The following is a 17,590-nucleotide window of genomic DNA, read 5'->3' on the forward strand; positions in this document are numbered from 1 at the left end:
CCTTCCACCCGTCGTCCCGGTGCGCCCGCGCGAGTAGCCGCCACGGGGGCGCGTAAACCCGGTGATGGGCCCGAACGGATGTCTTCCGGGGCGTGCCGTGAACCTCTCGTGGTTCCCGGCGGAAACACTGGCCGGGGCAGGAAGAACCCGGCACCGGCGGACGGGGGAGCATGGACACGCGGGCCCGGACGGTGGTCGTGGGGGTGGGCAATGAGTTCCGGCGTGACGACGGGGTCGGCTGGGCCGTGGTCGCCGCGCTCACCCAGCGGGCCGGCCGCACCCGTGCACCGGCCGGGGTCGAGTTCACCGTCTGCGACGGGGACCCGGGGCGGCTGATCGGGATCTGGGAGGGCGCCGGCCTGTGCGTGGTCGTGGACGCCGCCCACGCCCACCCGGGCCGCCCCGGGCGGGTGCACCGCATCGAGGTCACCGCGGGAGAACTGCGGACCACCGAATCGACCAGCTCGCACGGCATGGGGCTCGGCGAGGCGGTCGAGCTCTCCCGGACTCTTGGCTCACTGCCCGAGCGGCTTGTCGTCTTCGCCGTGGAGGGCCGGGACGCCTCCTTGGGCACCGGCCTTTCCGGGCCGGTGGCGGCGGCGGTGGGGCCGCTGGTGGAACGCGTCGAGGAGGAGATCCGCCGGCACCGTACGCAGGGGGCCCCGGTCGTCGCCGAGCGGGGAGGCGGCGATGGATAGCCGGAGCGCGAGAGCCCCGGCGGCCTGCCGGATCGAAGTGTGGGGGACCGTGCAGGGAGTGGGGTTCCGGCCCTTCGTGCACCGGCTGGCCACCTCGCTCGGGCTCGCGGGATGGGTGCGCAACGTGGACGGGCGGGTGATCGTGGCGGCGGCCGGCCGGCCGGAACAGCTGGCCGAGCTGATCGCCAGGTGCCGGGACGAGGCACCCCCACTGGCCGCCGTCGGACACCTGACGGTGGGCGAACCCGACCCCGGCGAGCCGCCACTGGGTCCCGGATTCGCGGTACTGGCCAGCGAGCGGCGCACCGAGGGCCACCCGGTGCGCGAACTCCCCGTGGACGCCGCGCCCTGCGCCGACTGCCTGGGCGAGCTGTCCGACCCGGACGACCGACGCCACCGGTACCCCTTCGTCAACTGCACCGCCTGCGGGCCGCGCGCCACGGTCATCACCGATCTTCCCTACGACCGGGAGCACACCACGATGCGCGCCTTCCCCCTGTGCGCACCGTGCGCGGCGGAGTACGCCGATCCGGCCGACCGCCGCTTCCACGCCGAGCCGTTGGCCTGCCCCCGGTGCGGACCCCGGCTCTCCTGGAGCGCCGGGGACTCGACGGCTTCGGGAGAGGCGGCGCTCGCGGCGGCCGTGCACACCCTCACCGAGGGCGGGGTGATCGCGGTCAAGGGAGTGGGTGGCTACCAACTGGTGTGCGACGCGACCCGGCCCGGCCCGGTGGCCGCGCTGCGCCGTGCCAAACGGCGCCCCGACAAGCCGTTCGCCGTGCTGGTGCCGGATCTCGCGACGGCCGCACGGCTGGCCCGGGTGAGCCCGGCGGAGGCCGCCGTGCTCGCCTCGCCCGCCCGGCCGATCGTCCTGCTCCCGGCCCGCGGGGCGGGCGCGGGCCTGGACCCCGGGGTGCATCCGCACACCGCACGGATCGGGATCATGCTGCCGGCGAGCCCACTGCACCACCTGCTCGCCCGGGACACCGGCCGCCCCCTCGTGTGCACCAGTGGCAACCCGGCCGGGGCGCCCATCATCATCGACGACGTGGCGGCGCGGGCCTTCCCCGGCGAAGCGGCGGACGGAATCCTCGCCCACGACCGGATGATCCACACACGCGCCGACGACTCCGTGGTCACCGTGGCGGCGGGCCGGCCGCTCACCGTCCGCCGGGCCCGCGGATACGCGCCGGCCACCCTGCGCCTGCCGGTCCCGGCACCGCGCCCGCTGGTCGCCGCCGGGGCCCAGCTCAAGCACACCTTCACGCTGGCCTCCGGCGACCTGGCTGTCCTGGGCCCGCACACGGGGGACCTGGACGACGCGCGCACCGTGGACGCCTTCGAAACCTCGCTCGCGGAACTGTCCCGCCTCACCGGGATCGTCCCCGAGGCGGTGGCGCACGACCTCCACCCCGGATACACCACCACCGGATGGGCCCGCTCCCGGCCGGCCCGACGGCACATCGCCGTACAGCACCACCACGCCCATGTCGCCGCCTGCGCGGCGGAGCACGGCCTGGTCGAGCCCTTCACCGGAGTGGCTCTGGACGGGCTCGGCCTGGGTGACGACGGCACGCTGTGGGGCGGCGAGATCCTGGTCGCGGACCTGACGGGCTATCGCCGGGTGGGGCGGTTCGGCACCGCGCCGCTGCCCGGCGGCGAGGCCGCGGTGCGCGCCCCCTTCCGGATGGCCCTCGGCTATCTCCTGGGCGCCGAACGCCTGGGCGGCCCGGCCCCCGATCCGGCCCTGGTGGCGGCCTTCGCCGCCCGGCGCACGCCGCGCGAGGCACAGGCGGTGCGGGCCTTGATCGAGCGTGGGGTGAACTGCCCGCGCGCCTCAAGCGCCGGGCGGCTGTTCGACGCGGCAGCCGCCATCCTCGGGCTGCGTGACGTCGTCAGCTACGAGGGGCAGGCGGCGACGGCGCTGGAAAGCGCGGCCGGTGAACTGCGGACCGCGCCGCTGCCCTGGCGGCTCGCCCGCGCCGCCGACGGACTGTGGGTCTACGACCCGTCACCGACCCTCGCCGCGCTGCTGGAGCGCGCCGCGGCCGGGGACCGGGCCCAGGTCCTGGCCGCCGGCTTCCACTCGGCGGTCGCCCTCGCCACCGCCGGCCTGGTCGAGCGGGCCGTCGCGGACGGGGCGCCGCCCGTGGTCTGCCTGGGCGGCGGCTGCTTCCAGAACACCCGGCTGCTCACCGAGGTCACCGACCGGCTGCGCGCGCTCGGGCTGCGGGTGCTGGTCGGCAGCGCCGTACCGGTGAACGACGGCGGCATCAGTTACGGGCAGGCCGCGGTGGCCGCCGCCCGGTTGGCGGCGGCCGACGAGAAGGGATCGACATGTGCCTTGGCATTCCGGGCCGGGTGATCGACGTGTCCGAGGAGACCGGACTGCGGATGGCGACGGTGGACTTCGGCGGGGTACGGCGCGACGCCTGCCTCGCCTACACCCCGTCGGCCCACCCCGGCGACTACGTCATCGTCCACGTGGGGTTCGCCATCAGCCAGGTGGACGAGGCCGAGGCCCGGCGCACCCTCGACGTACTGCGCGCGATGGGTGACGCGGTGGCGGGCGAGCTGGGAGAACCCCTGCCGCCCACCGGACCCGAGGAGGTTCACCCGTGAGCGGGGAGACCGGCGCCGGCGCGGTGCTCGACGTCCGGGGCCTCGACGCCCTGGTCCACTCCCTGGTACGGCGCGGGCGCACCGTGGTGGGCCCCACCGTCAGGGACAACGCCATCGTGCTCGCCGAACTCTCCTCCGCGGCCGAACTGCCCTACGGCTGGGGCGTCGAGCTGGACGCCGGCCGCTACCGGCTGCGTCGCAGGAACGACTCCATGGCCTTCGCGCACAGCGCCGGACCACAGTCGTGGAAGACCTACCTCCATCCGGAGCGGGTGCGGCAGTGGAGCGCCGACCGTGCGCCGGACGGCACCCTCACCGTCACCGAGGAGCCCGACACCCCGCCCGCCTACGCCTTTCTCGGGGTGCGCCCGTGCGACCTGCGGGCCATCGCCGTCCAGGACCGGGTGCTCATCGGCGGCCGGCACGACGACGCGACCTACCGGCGACGGCGCGAGGGCGCCTTCCTGGTGGTGGTGGAGTGCGTGGAGCCGGGCGCCACCTGCTTCTGCGTCTCCATGGGCACCGGCCCCGCGGTGCACGGCTCCTACGACCTGGCCCTGACGGAGGTGCACGACGCACGCGGACACCGCTTCTGGGCACGCGCCGGCAGCGAGGCGGGCACCGAGGTGCTGGCCGAACTTCCGCGTTCGCCCGCCGACACGGCCACCGTGGAGGCGGCGGAAGCCGGCGTGGAGCGGGCCGCCGGGCGGATGGGACGCACCATGCCCGAGGTGGACCTGCGGCTGCTGCTACGCGACTCACACGCCGCCGAGCGCTGGAACGACGTCGCGTCCCGCTGCCTGACCTGCGGCAACTGCACGATGGTGTGCCCCACCTGCTACTGCACGACCACCGAGGACGTCACCGACCTGACCGGCGACCACGCCGAGCGCTGGCGCCGCTGGGACGTCTGCTACGACCTGGACTTCAGCCGGCTGCACGGCGGTGCGGTGCGGCAGTCGGGACACAGCCGCTATCGCCAGTGGCTCACCCACAAGCTGGGCACCTGGTACGACCAGTTCGGCAGTTCGGGCTGCGTGGGCTGCGGCCGGTGCCTGGTGTGGTGCCCGGTCGGCATCGACATCACCGAGGAGGCGCACGCCCTGCACGCGGAGTCCCAGGGCACCGGCCATCAGGAGCACGCCGCGCGGGAGGACCTGCCGTGACGGAGCCGACAGGTTTCCTGGCCGGGCTGACCCCGGCGCACCGCGGCCGGCTGCTCGCCCTGTCCCGGACCGTGTCCTTCCCCCCGGACCGCCGGATCTTCGACGAGGGGCAGGACGCCGCCGACTTCTGGATCCTGGGCAGCGGGTCCGTCGCACTCGACATCCACGTGTCGGGCCGGCCCGCGCCGGTCATCGAAACGCTCGGGCCGGGCGATCTGCTCGGCTGGTCCTGGCTGTTCCCGCCCTACCGGTGGCACCTGGGCGCCAGGGCGCTCTCCCCGGTGAGCGCCCATCAGTTCCAGGCCGCCACGGTCCGTTCGCACTGCGAGGCGGACCCCGGCTTCGGCTACGACCTGGCGCGCGCCGTCGCGGCCGTGGTCGGCGGGAGGCTGAAAGCCACCCGCGTCCGGCTGCTCGACCTCTACGGACCCCCGCCCGGAGGTGGGCGATGAGTGTGCTCCCCGTCCCGTACGAGGTGACCGCGCGCCAGGAGGAGACGCCGGACACGGCCACCCTCACCCTGGAGCCGGTCGCCGAACCGCTGCCCGCGTTCTCGCCGGGACAGTTCGCGATGGTGTACGGGTTCCCCCGCGGTGAGGTCCCGCTGTCGGTCAGCGGCGGCACCACACCCTCGAACAGCCGCCTGACACACACCGTGCGGGCCGTGGGCGCGGTGACCCGGGCGCTGTTCGAGACGCGGATCGGCGGGCAGGTCGGCGTACGCGGCCCGTTCGGCACCGGATGGGACCTGTCGGGAGCGCCCGGACACGACCTGCTGGTCATCGCGGGCGGCCTGGGCCTGGCCCCGCTGCGCCCCCTGCTGCTGAGCGCCCTCGCTCAGGCGGACGCGTACGGCGAGATCAGCCTGCTGGCCGGCGCGCGCACACCCGATGACCTCCTCTACACCGCCCAGCACCGGACCTGGGCCAGGACCGCCCGGGTGGCCGTCACCGTGGACCGGCCAGGACCCGGATGGACCGGCGAGGTGGGGGTGGTCACCACCTTGCTCGACCGGGTGTCCTTCCGGCCCGGGCACACCACGGTGTTCCTGTGCGGCCCCGAGGTCATGATGCGCGCCACCGCCCGGGAACTGACCCACCGTGGCGTCCCGGCACCCCGGATCCAGGTGTCGCTGGAACGGAACATGCGCTGCGGCACCGTCCACTGCGGGCACTGCCAGCTCGGGCCCCTGCTGCTGTGCCGGGACGGTCCGGTCGTCGGCTGGCACGAGGCCGGGCCGCTGCTCGCGGTGCGGGAGCTGTGATGGCCGCCGAAGACCGCCGGCCGACCCTCGCCGTGTGGAAGTTCGCCTCCTGCGACGGCTGCCAGCTCACCCTGCTCGACTGCGAGGACGAACTGCTGGCGATCGCCGCGCGGGTGGAGATCGCCTATTTCCTGGAGGCGTCCACCGCCGCGGGCACCGGACCCTTCGACCTGTCGCTGGTCGAGGGATCGGTCACCACCCCGGCGGACGCCGAGCGGATCCGGCACGTACGGAACGTCTCGCGGCACCTGGTCACCATCGGCGCCTGCGCCACCGCCGGCGGCGTCCAGGCGCTGCGCAACTTCGCCGATGTCGCCGACTTCCGGGCCGCCGTGTACGCGCGGCCCGAGTACATCGACACGCTCGCCGAGTCCACCGCCATCTCCCGCCATGTGCCGGTGGACTTCGAACTGCGGGGCTGCCCCATCGACCGCGGCCAGCTCATCGAGATCATCACCGCCTTTCTCAGCGGCAGACGGCCCGACATCCCCGACCACAGTGTCTGCTTCGCCTGCAAACGGCGCGGCGTGGTCTGCCTCCCGGTCGCCGACGGCACCCCCTGCCTGGGCCCGGTCACCCACGCCGGCTGCGGCGCGCTGTGCCCCGCCTACGGGCGCGGCTGCTACGGCTGCTTCGGCCCCTCCGGATCGGCCAACCTGCCCGCGTTCATCCCGCTGCTGCGCCGGGACGGCATGTCGGACGCCGACGTGGTGCGCGTGCTGCGTACCTTCAACGCGGCGTCCCCCGAGTTCGCGCAGGCGTCCACGCCCCTTGCGCAGGCCACCGACCCACCGGAGGAGGACACATGACGCACCGGGGATCACGCGTGGTCCACGTCGGCGGACTCTCCCGGGTCGAGGGCGAGGGCGAACTGCGGCTGCGGGTCATCGGTGGTGAGGTGACCCAGGCCCGGCTGCGGATCTACGAGCCGCCGCGGTTCTTCGAGGCGTTCCTGCGCGGCCGGGCCCACACCGAACCACCGGACATCACCGCGCGGGTGTGCGGCATCTGCCCGGTCGCCTACCAGATGAGCTCCTGCCGGGCCATCGAGGCGGCCTGCGGTGTCACCGTCACCGGGCAGCTGGCCGCGCTGCGCCGACTGCTCTACTGCGGTGAGTGGATCGAGAGCCAGACCCTCCACGTCCATCTGCTGCATGCCCCCGACTTCCTCGGGTACGACGGGGCGATCCCGATGGCGAAGGACCACCGGCAGCACGTCGAGCGCGGGCTGCGGATCAAGCAGGCCGGCAACGCCATCGTCGAACTGCTCGGCGGCCGGGCCATCCACCCCGTCAACGTCCGCCTCGGCGGCTTCCACCGGGTCCCCGCCACAGCCGAACTGAGGCCGCTGGCCGAGCGGCTGCGCCGGGCCAGGGAGGACGCGCTCACCACCGTGGAATGGGTGGCGGGCTTCGACTTCCCCGACGCCGGCGCGGACTGGGAGCTGCTGGCCATCGCCGAGCCGGGCACGTACGCCATCGAGACCGGTGTCCCCACCGCGATGGCCGCCCCCAGCTCCGCCGGACTCCCGCCGGACACCACCGTCGCGCTGCCCACCCGCACCTTTCCCGTCGCCGACTTCGAGCGTCATGTGGTGGAGCGTCAGCTCCCGGACTCCACCGCCCTCTACTCCTCCCTCGACGGCGGACGCCATCTCACCGGGCCGCTCGCCCGCTATGCCGTGAGCGGTCGCCGGCTCTCCCCGCTCGCCCGCCAGGCCGCCCTGGCCGCCGGGCTCGGTGACCCCGCGACCGGGGTGGTGTGCCGCAACCCGTTCCGCAGCATTCTGGTCCGCGCCGTCGAGGTGGTGTACGCGCTCGACGAGGCGCTGCGCCTCATCGACGCCTACGAGCCGCCGCCGGCCCCGGTGGTCGAGGTGGAGCCCCGCGCCGGCACCGGCCACGGCGCCACCGAGGCCCCGCGCGGCCTGCTCTACCACCGCTACCGCCTCGCCGCGGACGGCACCGTCGAGGACGCCGCCCTGATCCCGCCGACCGCCCAGAACCAGGACGCCATCGAGGACCATCTGCGGCAGGTCGTCCAGGCCCGCCTGGCGGCGGGGCCCGAGCCGGACGACGACCAGCTGCGCCGGCTGTGCGAGCGGGCCATCCGCAACCACGACCCGTGCATCTCCTGTTCCACCCACTTCCTCGACCTCACCGTAGAACGCTCCTGAGCGACCGCCTGTCTGGAGGACTCACACCGTGCGCCATCTCGATGAGTACCGGGATCCCGTGCTCGCCCGGCGGCTGCTGGCACAGACGGCCGCCGTCGCCACCCGGCCCTGGCGGATCATGGAGGTGTGCGGCGGCCAGACCCATACCCTGGTCCGCCAGGGCATCGATGAGCTGCTGCCGGCCGGTATCCGCATGGTGCACGGCCCCGGCTGCCCGGTGTGTGTGACGCCGCTGGAGACGCTGGACCGGGCCATGGCGATCGCCGCCCGGCCCGGGGTGGTCTTCACCAGCTTCGGCGACATGCTGCGCGTGCCGGGCTCCACCACCGACCTGCTGTCGGCGCGGGCGCGCGGCGCGGACGTACGCGTGGTCTACTCCCCGATGGACGCGGTGGAGATCGCCCGCCGCGAGCCGGGGCACGAGGTCGTCTTCCTCGCGGTGGGATTCGAGACCACCGCCCCCGCCAACGCGATGGCCGTGCTGCGCGCGGCGGAACTGGGGCTGCGCAACTTCAGCGTGCTCGTCAGCCACGTCCTGGTGCCACCGGCCATGACCATGCTGCTGGAGGACCCCGACTGCGAGGTGCAGGCGTTTCTCGCCGCAGGACACGTCTGCGCCGTGATGGGGTGGACCGCCTACGAACCGATCGCCCGGCGGTACCGGGTACCGGTCGTCGTCACCGGATTCGAGCCGCTGGACCTGCTGGAGGGCATCCTGATGGCGGTGCGCCAGTTGGAGGAGGGACGCGCCGAGGTGGAGAACCAGTACGTACGCGCCGTCCGCCGCGACGGCAACCGCCGTGCGCGGGACGCCGTGCGGCGGGTCTTCCGGGTCACCGACCAGGTGTGGCGGGGCCTTGGCCCGCTGCCCGCCGGCGGACTGCGGCTCGCCGAGGAGTACGCCGCCTTCGACGCGGCCGTGCGCCACGATGTCGGCGCGCTCCGGCCGGCCGAGCACCCCGAGTGCATCGCGGGCGCCATCCTCACCGGCGCCAAGCTGCCGACCGACTGCGCCGCTTACGGCGTCCGCTGCACCCCGCGCACCCCGCTGGGCGCGCCCATGGTCTCCACCGAGGGCACCTGCGCCGCTTTCCACGGGGCCGGCCGCACCCCGGCGTCCACCGGGAGCCCGGCGTGAGCGAGATGACCCACGACCGGACGGTCGACCGCGCCCCGGGCTGCCCGCTGCCCCGGGCCGGGGACGGCGAACGGGTCCTGCTCGGCCACGGTGCCGGGGGCCGGCTCTCCGCCGAACTGCTCGACACCGTCATCCTTCCCGCGCTCGGGCACGGCGGCGGCGCCGGCGGCGGGCCGCTGGAGGACGCGGCGCTGCTCCCGTCCCTCGACACCCTGGTGATGACCACCGACGGTTTCGTCGTCAGCCCGCTGTTCTTCCCGGGCGGCGACATCGGTGCCCTCGCCGTGCACGGCACGGTGAACGATCTGGCCATGCGCGGCGCCGAACCGCTCGCCCTCACCGTGGCGCTGATCGTGGAGGAGGGCATGCCGCTCACCGAACTCGCGGCGGTGCTGGGCTCACTGGGCGGGGCGGCGCGAGCCGCCGGGGTGCCCGTGGTCGCCGGTGACACCAAGGTCGTCGGGCGCGGCCAGGCCGACCGCCTGTTCCTCACCACCACCGGCGTCGGGCGGCGGATTCCCGGCCTGACGCCCTCGGCCGCCGGCGCCCGTACCGGCGACGTGGTCCTGCTCAGCGGACCGATCGGGGCCCACGGCACGGCCGTGCTCAGCACCCGGGAGGGCCTCGGATTCGTCACGGACATCGCCTCCGACAGCCGGCCGCTGCACCGCCTGGTGGCGGCGCTGGCTCCGCTGGGCGGCACCGTTCACGCGCTGCGCGATCCCACCCGCGGCGGACTCGCCGCCGCCCTCAACGAGATCGCCCGCGACTCCGGGGTCCACGTCGAGATCGACGAGGCCGCCGTCCCGGTGCCCGGACAGGTCGGTGCCGCCTGCGATCTGCTGGGCCTTGACCCCCTCCAGGTGGCCAACGAGGGCTGCCTGGTCGCGTTCGTGGCCCCCGAGGCGGCCGATGAAGCGCTGCGGTTGATGCGCGCGCTGCCCGAGGGCGCGGAGGCGGTGCGGCTGGGCCGCGCCACCGAGGGCCCGGCCGGGCGCGTCGTGCTGCGGACGCTGGTCGGAGCCCTGCGGGTCGTCGATCTTCCCCTGGGGGAACAACTGCCCCGCATCTGCTGACCCCGCCGCCGGGCAGCACCCGGCCGGGCGGGCAACCCCGTACCTTTCGCGGCACCGCGCCCCGCTGGAGGAGATCCAGCGGGGCGCGGGCGGGCGCCGGGGCAGGACGGGAAGGGCCTCGGACGCGACGGGGGCCGGCGTGTTCAGCCGTGGGCGCCGGGCCTCGCCCAGGTGGCGGTGAAGGAGCGGCTGACCTCGAACGGGCCGTAGCCGTACGAGATGGTGATCCGGTCGCCATGACGCGCGTCACGTGTCGCCAGGTCGAGGGTTCCCCGGAACACCGTCGCGTTCGGCCCGGTCTGGGTGACGGTGAGGGGGTCGGCGGCGCGGTCGTTCACCCGCACCTGGACGGTGCCCTGATCGAGGGCGTCGGGGGTCAGGTTCAGCGGCGCGGTCAGCTCGACCGTCACCTTCGCATCGAGCGGTACCGCACGCGCCGGGGCGCCGCCACGGGTACGTGCCGTCAGGCTCGTGCTGTCCAGGGCGCGCCAGGCGAGCGACTCGTTCCAGGCGGTGTTGAACGCGACCCAGCCCTCGGTGTGGCCGATGTTCTGCACCTCGGGGTTGAACGGGTAGTGGCCGTTCTTGGGACTGCCGTCGAGCACACCGGGCGTCTCCTCCAACAGGCCCGCGCCGCCGTAGTACTTGGAGAACCAGCCGCGCTCCACCCCCTCGAACCCGAACCGCTCGCTCGGCGCGTCGTACGAGGCGTGGCGCCCCGTCGGGTTGCGGCCGAAGATGTTGTCGACGTGCGCCGTGGCGATCTCGCGCAGCCGGTCGGCGAGCGGGTCCTCGCCCAGCAGCCTGGCCGCGGCGAGCGCGGGCGCGGCGAAGCCGGCCACGCTGCCGGTCTCATTGGGGTCCTCGGAACCGCCGCCGGTGAAGACCGGGATGGTCCAGCGGTCCTCGGAGTAGCGGCGGAAGTCCCACAGATTGTCCGAGCGGTGGATCATGACACGGGCCCAGTCGCGGACGAAGTCCACGATGGCGTCGGGGGCCTCTCGCGGATATGCCTCGGCGAACCGCGTCAGCCCGGTGATCAGGACGTGCTCGCTCTGCCGCTGTCCCTTGGTGACCCGCGGATCGTCCAGGTCGAGATGGCCGATCAGCCACGCCGCCTGGTCCCGCGCGGCGGTCAGGAACCGCTCGGCGTCCTCGCGCCCCTCGCGCAGCGCGACCTCGTACATCATCACGTTCGGCCACACGGAGTGGCCGGGCGCCAGCTCGCCCTTGCCGGTGCCCACCTCGGTGTACGTCTGGAACAGGTCCGCGGTGTGCGGCGTGAACGCCTGCCAGTAATACCGATCGCCCACCGGGTCGCCCCAGGTGGCGAAGAGGTGGTCGCGGGCCCGCTCGTACACCTCGACCGGGATGTACGCGGACAGCTGGGGATAGGCGTGGACGAAGGACGCCAGCTGCTCCTTGAGCTGGGGCTCGTTGACGTCGGCGTCCAGCAGCAGCTCGACGCCCCAGTGGATCAGACGCACGATCTCCGGGGTGTCCTCCGGCAGCGTCACCGCGAGCCCGGCGTAGACGGCGTCGTCCACGGTGATCTGCGAGAAGGCGCTCGGGTTGGCCAGATACAGGTTCACCAGCGAGTCGATCTCGTGCGAGTAGTGCGCCCCGTCGCGCCAGGTCACCGCCTTCATGCACTGGCGGTGGCCGTATTCGTCGCTGGCCGGTGCCGGTCCCTCCGCGCTGCGTGTGTAGTCGCCGAAGTAGCAGCGGCTGCCCGACATGAACTCGATGGCGCGCCGGTAGGACACCCGGTCGATCCAGTACGCGCCGATGCCGAAGGGCACCGAGGTGCCGATTCCGGCATCGCCGTCGACGGTGACCGTGAAGTCCCCCGTGTCGGAGGGGTCGAACGCGGTGAAGTCGCCGACGCCCGAGGTGACCGTGCCCCGGTACCTGATCGCCCCGGACGCGTCGGTGACCGTGAAGACCGCGCCGTCCTCGGCCAGCGGGGCGGTGAATCGTTTGGGCTCGCCGAGGCCGAAGCCGCTCTGGTTCAGCAGCACCGGCTGGGCGGCGAGGGGGTCCCCCGGAGCCGCGTCGCGGAGGGGGACCGACTCGGCGGTCGCGGGGGCGGCCCCGAAGAGGGCCCCGACGACCAGCGCGCCCACCGCGGTGAGCACTCGTACCTTCATTCGCCAACTCCAGATCGCTGTGGACAAAGGCTGTGCGAGGGGGCCGCATCCTGCTCCCGCAGGGGCCGGGGCGCGTCCGGATCTCTGGTCCCGCCGGATTCTCCGGAACGCCTGGCGTACGACGGGCACGGCGAACCCCCTTGCTGTTTCGTATCAGCAACTCATAAGCAGGGAAGACTAGTTGTCTGCTGATTCGGTGCAGCAACCGTAGGGAGGCCGGATGTGCGCGTCAAGAGAACGGAGCGAAGAGAGCTTCGGGCAGCCGATGGACTTGGCAAAGTGGTCGAAATGGGCCTATTGACAGGGCCGCATTGTGTGATTTGAATGCGTTTCCAGCGGAGACCTTGTGCAGGCGCACGGCGATGTGCCGCCCGTTCGGTCCAGGCGTGCCGCTTACTGGTCCCAGGGGGGCGAGCGCGGGCCCCGGAGGGGGAAGCGTATGGAGATCAGGCTGCTCGGCCCGCTGGAAGTGGTGGAACACAGCCGCTTGCTCAATCTGGGCGGGCCGCGTCAGCGGGTGGTGCTGGCGGTGCTGGCGCTCAACGCGAATCGGGTGACGCCCTTCGGCAAACTCGTCGACGGGGTGTGGGGGGAGCATCCGCCGTCCACCGCGCGGGCGCAGATTCATTCCTGTATATCCGCGTTGCGCCGGCTGTTCACCCATGGCGCGCTGGCCGCCGACGTCATCACCACCCGGGACGCGGGCTATCTCCTGCGCGCGGCCACCGGGCAACTGGACAGCGAGCTGTTCGCCCGGCGGGTGGAGACGGCGCGCGAGCGGGCCGGACGGGACGACGCGGAGGGCGCCGTACGGGAGTTACGGTCGGCGCTGTCCCTGTGGCGGGGGCCCGCGCTGCTGGGGGTCGCCAGCGACACGGTGCGGCGCAGCGCGGCCCGGCTGGACGAGCTGCGGCTGGGCGCGCTGGAGGAGTTGCACCGGCTGAACCTGGATCTGGGGCGGCACGCGGAGATCAGCGGTGAACTCTTCGAACTCATCGAGCGCGAACCCCTGCGCGAACGGCTGTACGGCTATCTGATGCTCGCCCTGTACCGCACCGGCCGTCAGGCGGAGGCCCTCGATGTGTACCGCAGGGCCCGGGCCACGCTCGTGGCCGAGCTGGGCATCGAACCGGGACGGGTGCTGCGGCAGCTGGAGACGGCGATTCTGCGCGGCGACGCCACACTGGACCCCGCCCCACCGCGCCCTGCCACCGTTCCTGCCACCGCCCCGGCCCCCGGCCGGCCGCCCCGGTCCGAACCGCTGGGCCCGCCCCGGCAGCTGCCACGGGACATCGGCGACTTCACCGGACGCGAGGAGCAGGTCGCCGCCGTCCGGCGCCGGCTCGCCCCCGGCGGCACGCCGCCCACCGCCCCGCACAGTGTGGCCGTCGTCGGCATCACCGGCACCGGCGGCATCGGCAAGTCCGCCCTCGCCGTACGGGCCGCCCACGAACTCGCCGCCGCCTTCCCCGACGGCCAGCTCTACGCCGACCTGCACGGTGTCTCGGACGCCCGCACCTGCGTGGGGGTCACCGACCGCTTCCTGCGCGCACTCGGGGTGGCGAGCCACGCCATCCCCGAGGACCCGGTCGAACGGATGGCTCTCTACCGCAGCAGGCTGGCCGGCCGCCGGGTGCTGATCGTGCTCGACGACGTGGCCGACGACCCCGCCTTGCAGAGCGTCATCCCCGGCAGCGCCAGCTGCGCCGTGATCATGACCAGCCGGTCCCGGCTGTCGGCCCTCGGCTCGATCCGCCGCGTCCCGCTGCCCGTCTTCGACCAGGATCTCTCCGTCGAACTGCTCTCCCGGATCGCCGGCCGGGACCGGGTGCACGCCGAGCTGGAGGAGACCTTCGAACTGGCCAGGCTCTGCGCGGGCCTGCCGCTGGCGCTGCGGATCGCCGGGGCCAGACTGGTCAACCGCCCGCACTGGCGGATCGGCCGGCTGGTGCGCCGGCTGCGGGACGAGGCCGGCCGGCTGGACGAGTTCGAGCACGGCGGGCTCGAACTGCGCTCGACCATCGCCCTCGCCTACCGGGCGCTGGACGAGGACGCCCGCCGGCTCTTCCGCCTGCTCTCCCTGCTCGCCATCCGGGAGTTCCCGGCCTGGACCGCCGCCGCCCTGCTGGACATCGACCCGCCGGACGCCGAGGAACTGCTGGACACCCTCGTCGACGTCCAGCTGCTCGACGTCGTCAGCGACCGTCACGAGCCCAACGCCCGCTATCAGTGCCACGACCTCATCACGGTGTACGCGAAGGAGCGGCTGCGGGAGACCGAGACCACCCTCCAGGCCGAGGCGGCGCTGCGCCGGGTGCTGCGTACCTGGCTGGCGCTGGCCGAGGAGACCCACCGCCGGGAGTACGGCGGCGACTACACCATCCTGCACGGCACCGAGGAACGCCGGCGGCTGCCGTCCGACGCCATGGCCCGGCTGCTCGACGGCTTCCCGGACCGCTGGGAGCGCGAGCGCACCGCGCTGGCCGGCGCGGTCCGCCAGGCCGCCGCGCTCGGACTGGACGAGCTGTGCTGGGACCTTGCCCACACGGCCGTCACCCTGTACGAGGCGAAGGGCTGCGTCGACGACTGGCGGGAGACCTCCGAGATCGGCCTCGCCGCGACCCGCCGGGCCGGCAACCGCCGGGGCGAGGCGGTCATGCTGTACTCCCTCGGCACGCTCCACATGTATCAGGCCCGACTCGACGCCGCCGAAAGCCTGTTCGTCCAGGCCCGTGACCTCTTCGGCCTGGTGGGTGACCGGCACGGCGGCACCCTGGTGCTGCGCAACCTCGCCTTCGTCGACCGGCTGCGCGGCGATCGGGACGCCATGATGGACAAATACCTCACCGCCCTGGCGGAGTTGCGGCTGCTGGGCGACAAGGTGGGCGTGGCGCACGTGCTGTGCGGCGTCGCCACCGCCCATCTGGACGAAGGGCAGCCCGAGGCGGCCAGGGCGCTGCTGGCCGAGGCGCTGGGCATCTGCAAGGAGGTCGGCTGCGTGCGCGTGGAGGCACAGGTCATCTACCGGATGGGCGAACTCCATCTGAGCTGCCACGAGACGGAGCTGGCGGGGCAGGCGTTCCAGCAGGCGCTGCGCATCGTACGCGGCACCGGCGATCCGGCCGGCGAGGCGCACGCGCTGTACGGCGTCGGCCAGGTCTGGCAGCGCGACCACCGGCAGGACCGCGCCAGGGACTCCTTCGCCGAGGCCCTGCGCGCGGCCGAACGCGCCGGAGACCTGCTGATCCAGGGTCAGACGCTGCTGGCGCTGGGCCGCGCGGAGCAGGCCCTGGACCGGCCGTACGCCGCCCTGGACCACCTCACGGCCGCGGCGGGCACCCTGGGCCGGGTCGGGGCCGCGCTGTGGCAGAGCCGCGCACTGGTCGCCGTGGCCGAGGTGCACGCGGCCGGATACGGCACCCCGGCGGACGCCCACGGCGCTCTCCGCGCGGCCTGGAAGCTGCTGGCCCCGGTGGACTCCGCCGAGGGCCACGCCCTCAGGGCCGACATCGAACACCGGCTGGCCGCCGCCCGGCGAAGCGGCGAGGGCGCACCGGATCCGTCCCGCGCCTCCCGTACGTCGCCCACGCCCGCGTGATGAGCCGGGCCCCGTGGAACCTCAGCCCCGGCGGGAGCTGTCCGCCTGCGGCGGCGCGGCACAGCCTCCCCAGCGGGTGTCGTCCCGCTCAGCGCCGCGCGGGGTACCGATGGTGGCCGTACGGGTCGCTCGCATGATGGTGATTCCTCTCCACCGGTGCCGGGTTGACGCCACCCAGTACAGCCTCCGGCGCTACTGACCCGCCTCCGGTGGGCTATCCGTGCCCGACCGTCCGGCCCATGGCGGACGGGTAGCGGACCAAGAGCCGTCCTCCCCAGCCTGGGACGGCGGCACGGACACCCGGCCGCACACCGCTTCCCGAGGAGCGCGGATGAGCACACCCCTGGCCGTCGTCGGCGGTGGCCTGGCCGGGCTGACCAGCGCGCTGACCCTGGTACGCAGGGGCATCCCGGTGACCCTGCTGGCCCGTGGGGCGCCGCCGCCCGAAGCGCTCACCGACGTCGATGCCCTGCGGCACGGCGCACCGCCACGGCACCCGGCGCCCAAGTTCCTGGGGCTCTTCCACCGCAGGCTCACCGAGTATCTGCCCGATGTGCACGCCGAACTGCTCGACGCCGGCGCGGAGGACATCGCGGGCCCGCCCCCGGACGGCCCCACGCTGCTGGCGGCCCGGGGGCGCCTGGTGGAGTGGGCACTGCACCGGGCGTTGCGGCGTGAGCCGGACGCGGTGCTGCGCTACGGCCTCCCGGCACGTGCGGTGGCGGTTCACGAGGACCGGGTGTGCGGGGTCCTGGTCCCGGACGGCACGGTGCGGGCCGCGGCCGTCGTGGACGCTTCGGGCCGGCGCTCGCCGCTGAGCGGGGAGTTCACCGTGCTCCTGCACGAGCGGGACTGCGGCCTGGTCTGCCACACCCGGGGGTACCGGCTGCGGGCCGGAGCGGTGCGGCCCCCGCTCGACCACGGCATGACCCCGATGATCGACGGCGACGGCTACCAGGCGCAGCTGCTCTACCAGGGCGGCGGACGGTTCGCGATCAGCCTGGGCCGGCTGCCCGAGGACGAGGCGCTGCGCCCGCTGGCGGACCCCGAGGGCTTCGACCGGGCGGTCGCGATGTTCCCCCAGTTCCGGCCCTGGCTGGCACCCGGCGTCTCCCAGGAACTGACCGCGCCGCACACCGCGCACGGGCTGCGCAGCGTACTGCGCGGCCTGGATCCGACCGCGCCGGCCGGCTACTTCCCCATCGGGGACGCGCTGTGCACCACCGACCCGTCGTTCGGGTGGGGGGCCTCGATGGCTCTGGAGGAGGCGGTGCGGCTGGCCCGGCTGGTGGAACGCACCCCGGACGACCACCGGGCCATCGCCGTCGAAGTGGCCGCGCACGCCGAGAACTGGGTCCGGCCGTGGTTCGAGACCGCGCTGCGGATGACCCGGTGCCGCACCCGGCGCTGGGAGGCGGCGGTGACCGGCGCCCGGCGGCGGGCGCCCGGGCCGTCCCCGCTGCCCGGGCCGTCCGCGCCGTCCCGGCCGTCCGCGCACCCGGCGCCGCCCGGCCGGGCCGCCGGGGAGACCACCTGGCAGGAGCAGCCGCGCTACGCCCAACTGGTGGCCGCCGCCGGATTCACCCGGGCCGGCCTCCCGGCCATCGGCAGCACCCCCGCACACCCCCGCGACCGGGCGCGTCCATGAGACCGCGCGTGCCCCGCCGCGCTTCGCCACAGCCGGTCCGCAGGCCAGGAGAGT

At 74.1% G+C, this 17,590-nt stretch carries 13 protein-coding genes; 12 read left to right on the forward strand and 1 reads right to left on the reverse strand.

Annotated features, from left to right (window positions below; translation table 11 throughout):
* Positions 1 to 170 precede the first annotated feature (170 nt).
* From AC5WRL_RS13980 to hypE, 10 genes are read left to right on the forward strand one after another with little or no spacing between them, the layout of a single operon-like run.
* Positions 171 to 698, forward strand: a complete 528-nt coding sequence (locus AC5WRL_RS13980; protein ID WP_496088799.1) for a hydrogenase maturation protease — start codon at positions 171 to 173, stop codon at positions 696 to 698.
* Positions 691 to 3,063 carry a carbamoyltransferase HypF gene (gene hypF / locus AC5WRL_RS13985; RefSeq protein WP_496088800.1) on the forward strand — a complete coding sequence of 791 codons (2,373 nt, stop codon included), beginning with the start codon at positions 691 to 693 and terminating at the stop codon, positions 3,061 to 3,063. Before AC5WRL_RS13980 ends, hypF begins: the two co-directional genes overlap by 8 nt.
* Positions 3,036 to 3,320 carry a HypC/HybG/HupF family hydrogenase formation chaperone gene (locus AC5WRL_RS13990; protein WP_496088801.1) on the forward strand — a complete coding sequence of 95 codons (285 nt, stop codon included), beginning with the start codon at positions 3,036 to 3,038 and terminating at the stop codon, positions 3,318 to 3,320. Before hypF ends, AC5WRL_RS13990 begins: the two co-directional genes overlap by 28 nt.
* A complete protein-coding gene (locus AC5WRL_RS13995) occupies positions 3,317 to 4,486 on the forward strand; it encodes a 4Fe-4S dicluster domain-containing protein (protein WP_496088802.1) in 1,170 nt (389 codons plus the stop codon). The genes AC5WRL_RS13990 and AC5WRL_RS13995 overlap by 4 nt, the downstream gene beginning before the upstream one ends.
* Positions 4,483 to 4,938, forward strand: coding sequence for a Crp/Fnr family transcriptional regulator (locus tag AC5WRL_RS14000; protein WP_496088803.1), 456 nt, complete (start codon positions 4,483 to 4,485; stop codon positions 4,936 to 4,938). The genes AC5WRL_RS13995 and AC5WRL_RS14000 overlap by 4 nt, the downstream gene beginning before the upstream one ends.
* On the forward strand, positions 4,935 to 5,750 hold the full coding sequence (locus AC5WRL_RS14005) for an FAD/NAD(P)-binding protein (RefSeq protein WP_496088804.1): 816 nt from the start codon (positions 4,935 to 4,937) through the stop codon (positions 5,748 to 5,750). Before AC5WRL_RS14000 ends, AC5WRL_RS14005 begins: the two co-directional genes overlap by 4 nt.
* Positions 5,750 to 6,559, forward strand: coding sequence for an NADH-quinone oxidoreductase subunit B family protein (locus AC5WRL_RS14010; RefSeq protein ID WP_496088805.1), 810 nt, complete (start codon positions 5,750 to 5,752; stop codon positions 6,557 to 6,559). Before AC5WRL_RS14005 ends, AC5WRL_RS14010 begins: the two co-directional genes overlap by 1 nt.
* The gene (locus tag AC5WRL_RS14015) at positions 6,556 to 7,926 is read left to right on the forward strand and encodes a Ni/Fe hydrogenase subunit alpha (protein WP_496088806.1); all 1,371 of its coding nucleotides are present in this window, start codon (positions 6,556 to 6,558) and stop codon (positions 7,924 to 7,926) included. Before AC5WRL_RS14010 ends, AC5WRL_RS14015 begins: the two co-directional genes overlap by 4 nt.
* 28 nt (positions 7,927 to 7,954) lie before the next feature.
* Positions 7,955 to 9,064, forward strand: coding sequence for a hydrogenase formation protein HypD (hypD, locus tag AC5WRL_RS14020; protein ID WP_496088807.1), 1,110 nt, complete (start codon positions 7,955 to 7,957; stop codon positions 9,062 to 9,064).
* Between the two features lie 5 nt (positions 9,065 to 9,069).
* Positions 9,070 to 10,140: a hydrogenase expression/formation protein HypE gene (gene hypE / locus AC5WRL_RS14025; RefSeq protein ID WP_496088827.1), complete on the forward strand. Its 1,071-nt coding sequence runs from the start codon at positions 9,070 to 9,072 to the stop codon at positions 10,138 to 10,140.
* A gap of 143 nt (positions 10,141 to 10,283) precedes the next feature.
* Here hypE and AC5WRL_RS14030 read toward each other — a convergent pair whose 3' ends face one another.
* Positions 10,284 to 12,290 (reverse strand): early set domain-containing protein, encoded by a 2,007-nt coding sequence (locus tag AC5WRL_RS14030; RefSeq protein WP_496088808.1) that lies wholly within the window; start codon positions 12,288 to 12,290, stop codon positions 10,284 to 10,286.
* Between the two features lie 439 nt (positions 12,291 to 12,729).
* Here AC5WRL_RS14030 and AC5WRL_RS14035 point away from each other — a divergent pair, with 439 nt between their 5' ends.
* Positions 12,730 to 15,888, forward strand: coding sequence for an AfsR/SARP family transcriptional regulator (locus AC5WRL_RS14035; RefSeq protein WP_496088809.1), 3,159 nt, complete (start codon positions 12,730 to 12,732; stop codon positions 15,886 to 15,888).
* A gap of 331 nt (positions 15,889 to 16,219) precedes the next feature.
* Positions 16,220 to 17,536 carry an NAD(P)/FAD-dependent oxidoreductase gene (locus tag AC5WRL_RS14040; RefSeq protein ID WP_496088810.1) on the forward strand — a complete coding sequence of 439 codons (1,317 nt, stop codon included), beginning with the start codon at positions 16,220 to 16,222 and terminating at the stop codon, positions 17,534 to 17,536.
* Positions 17,537 to 17,590: the final 54 nt, after the last annotated feature.

It is taken from the genome of Streptomyces sp. NTD107 (assembly GCF_059510435.1).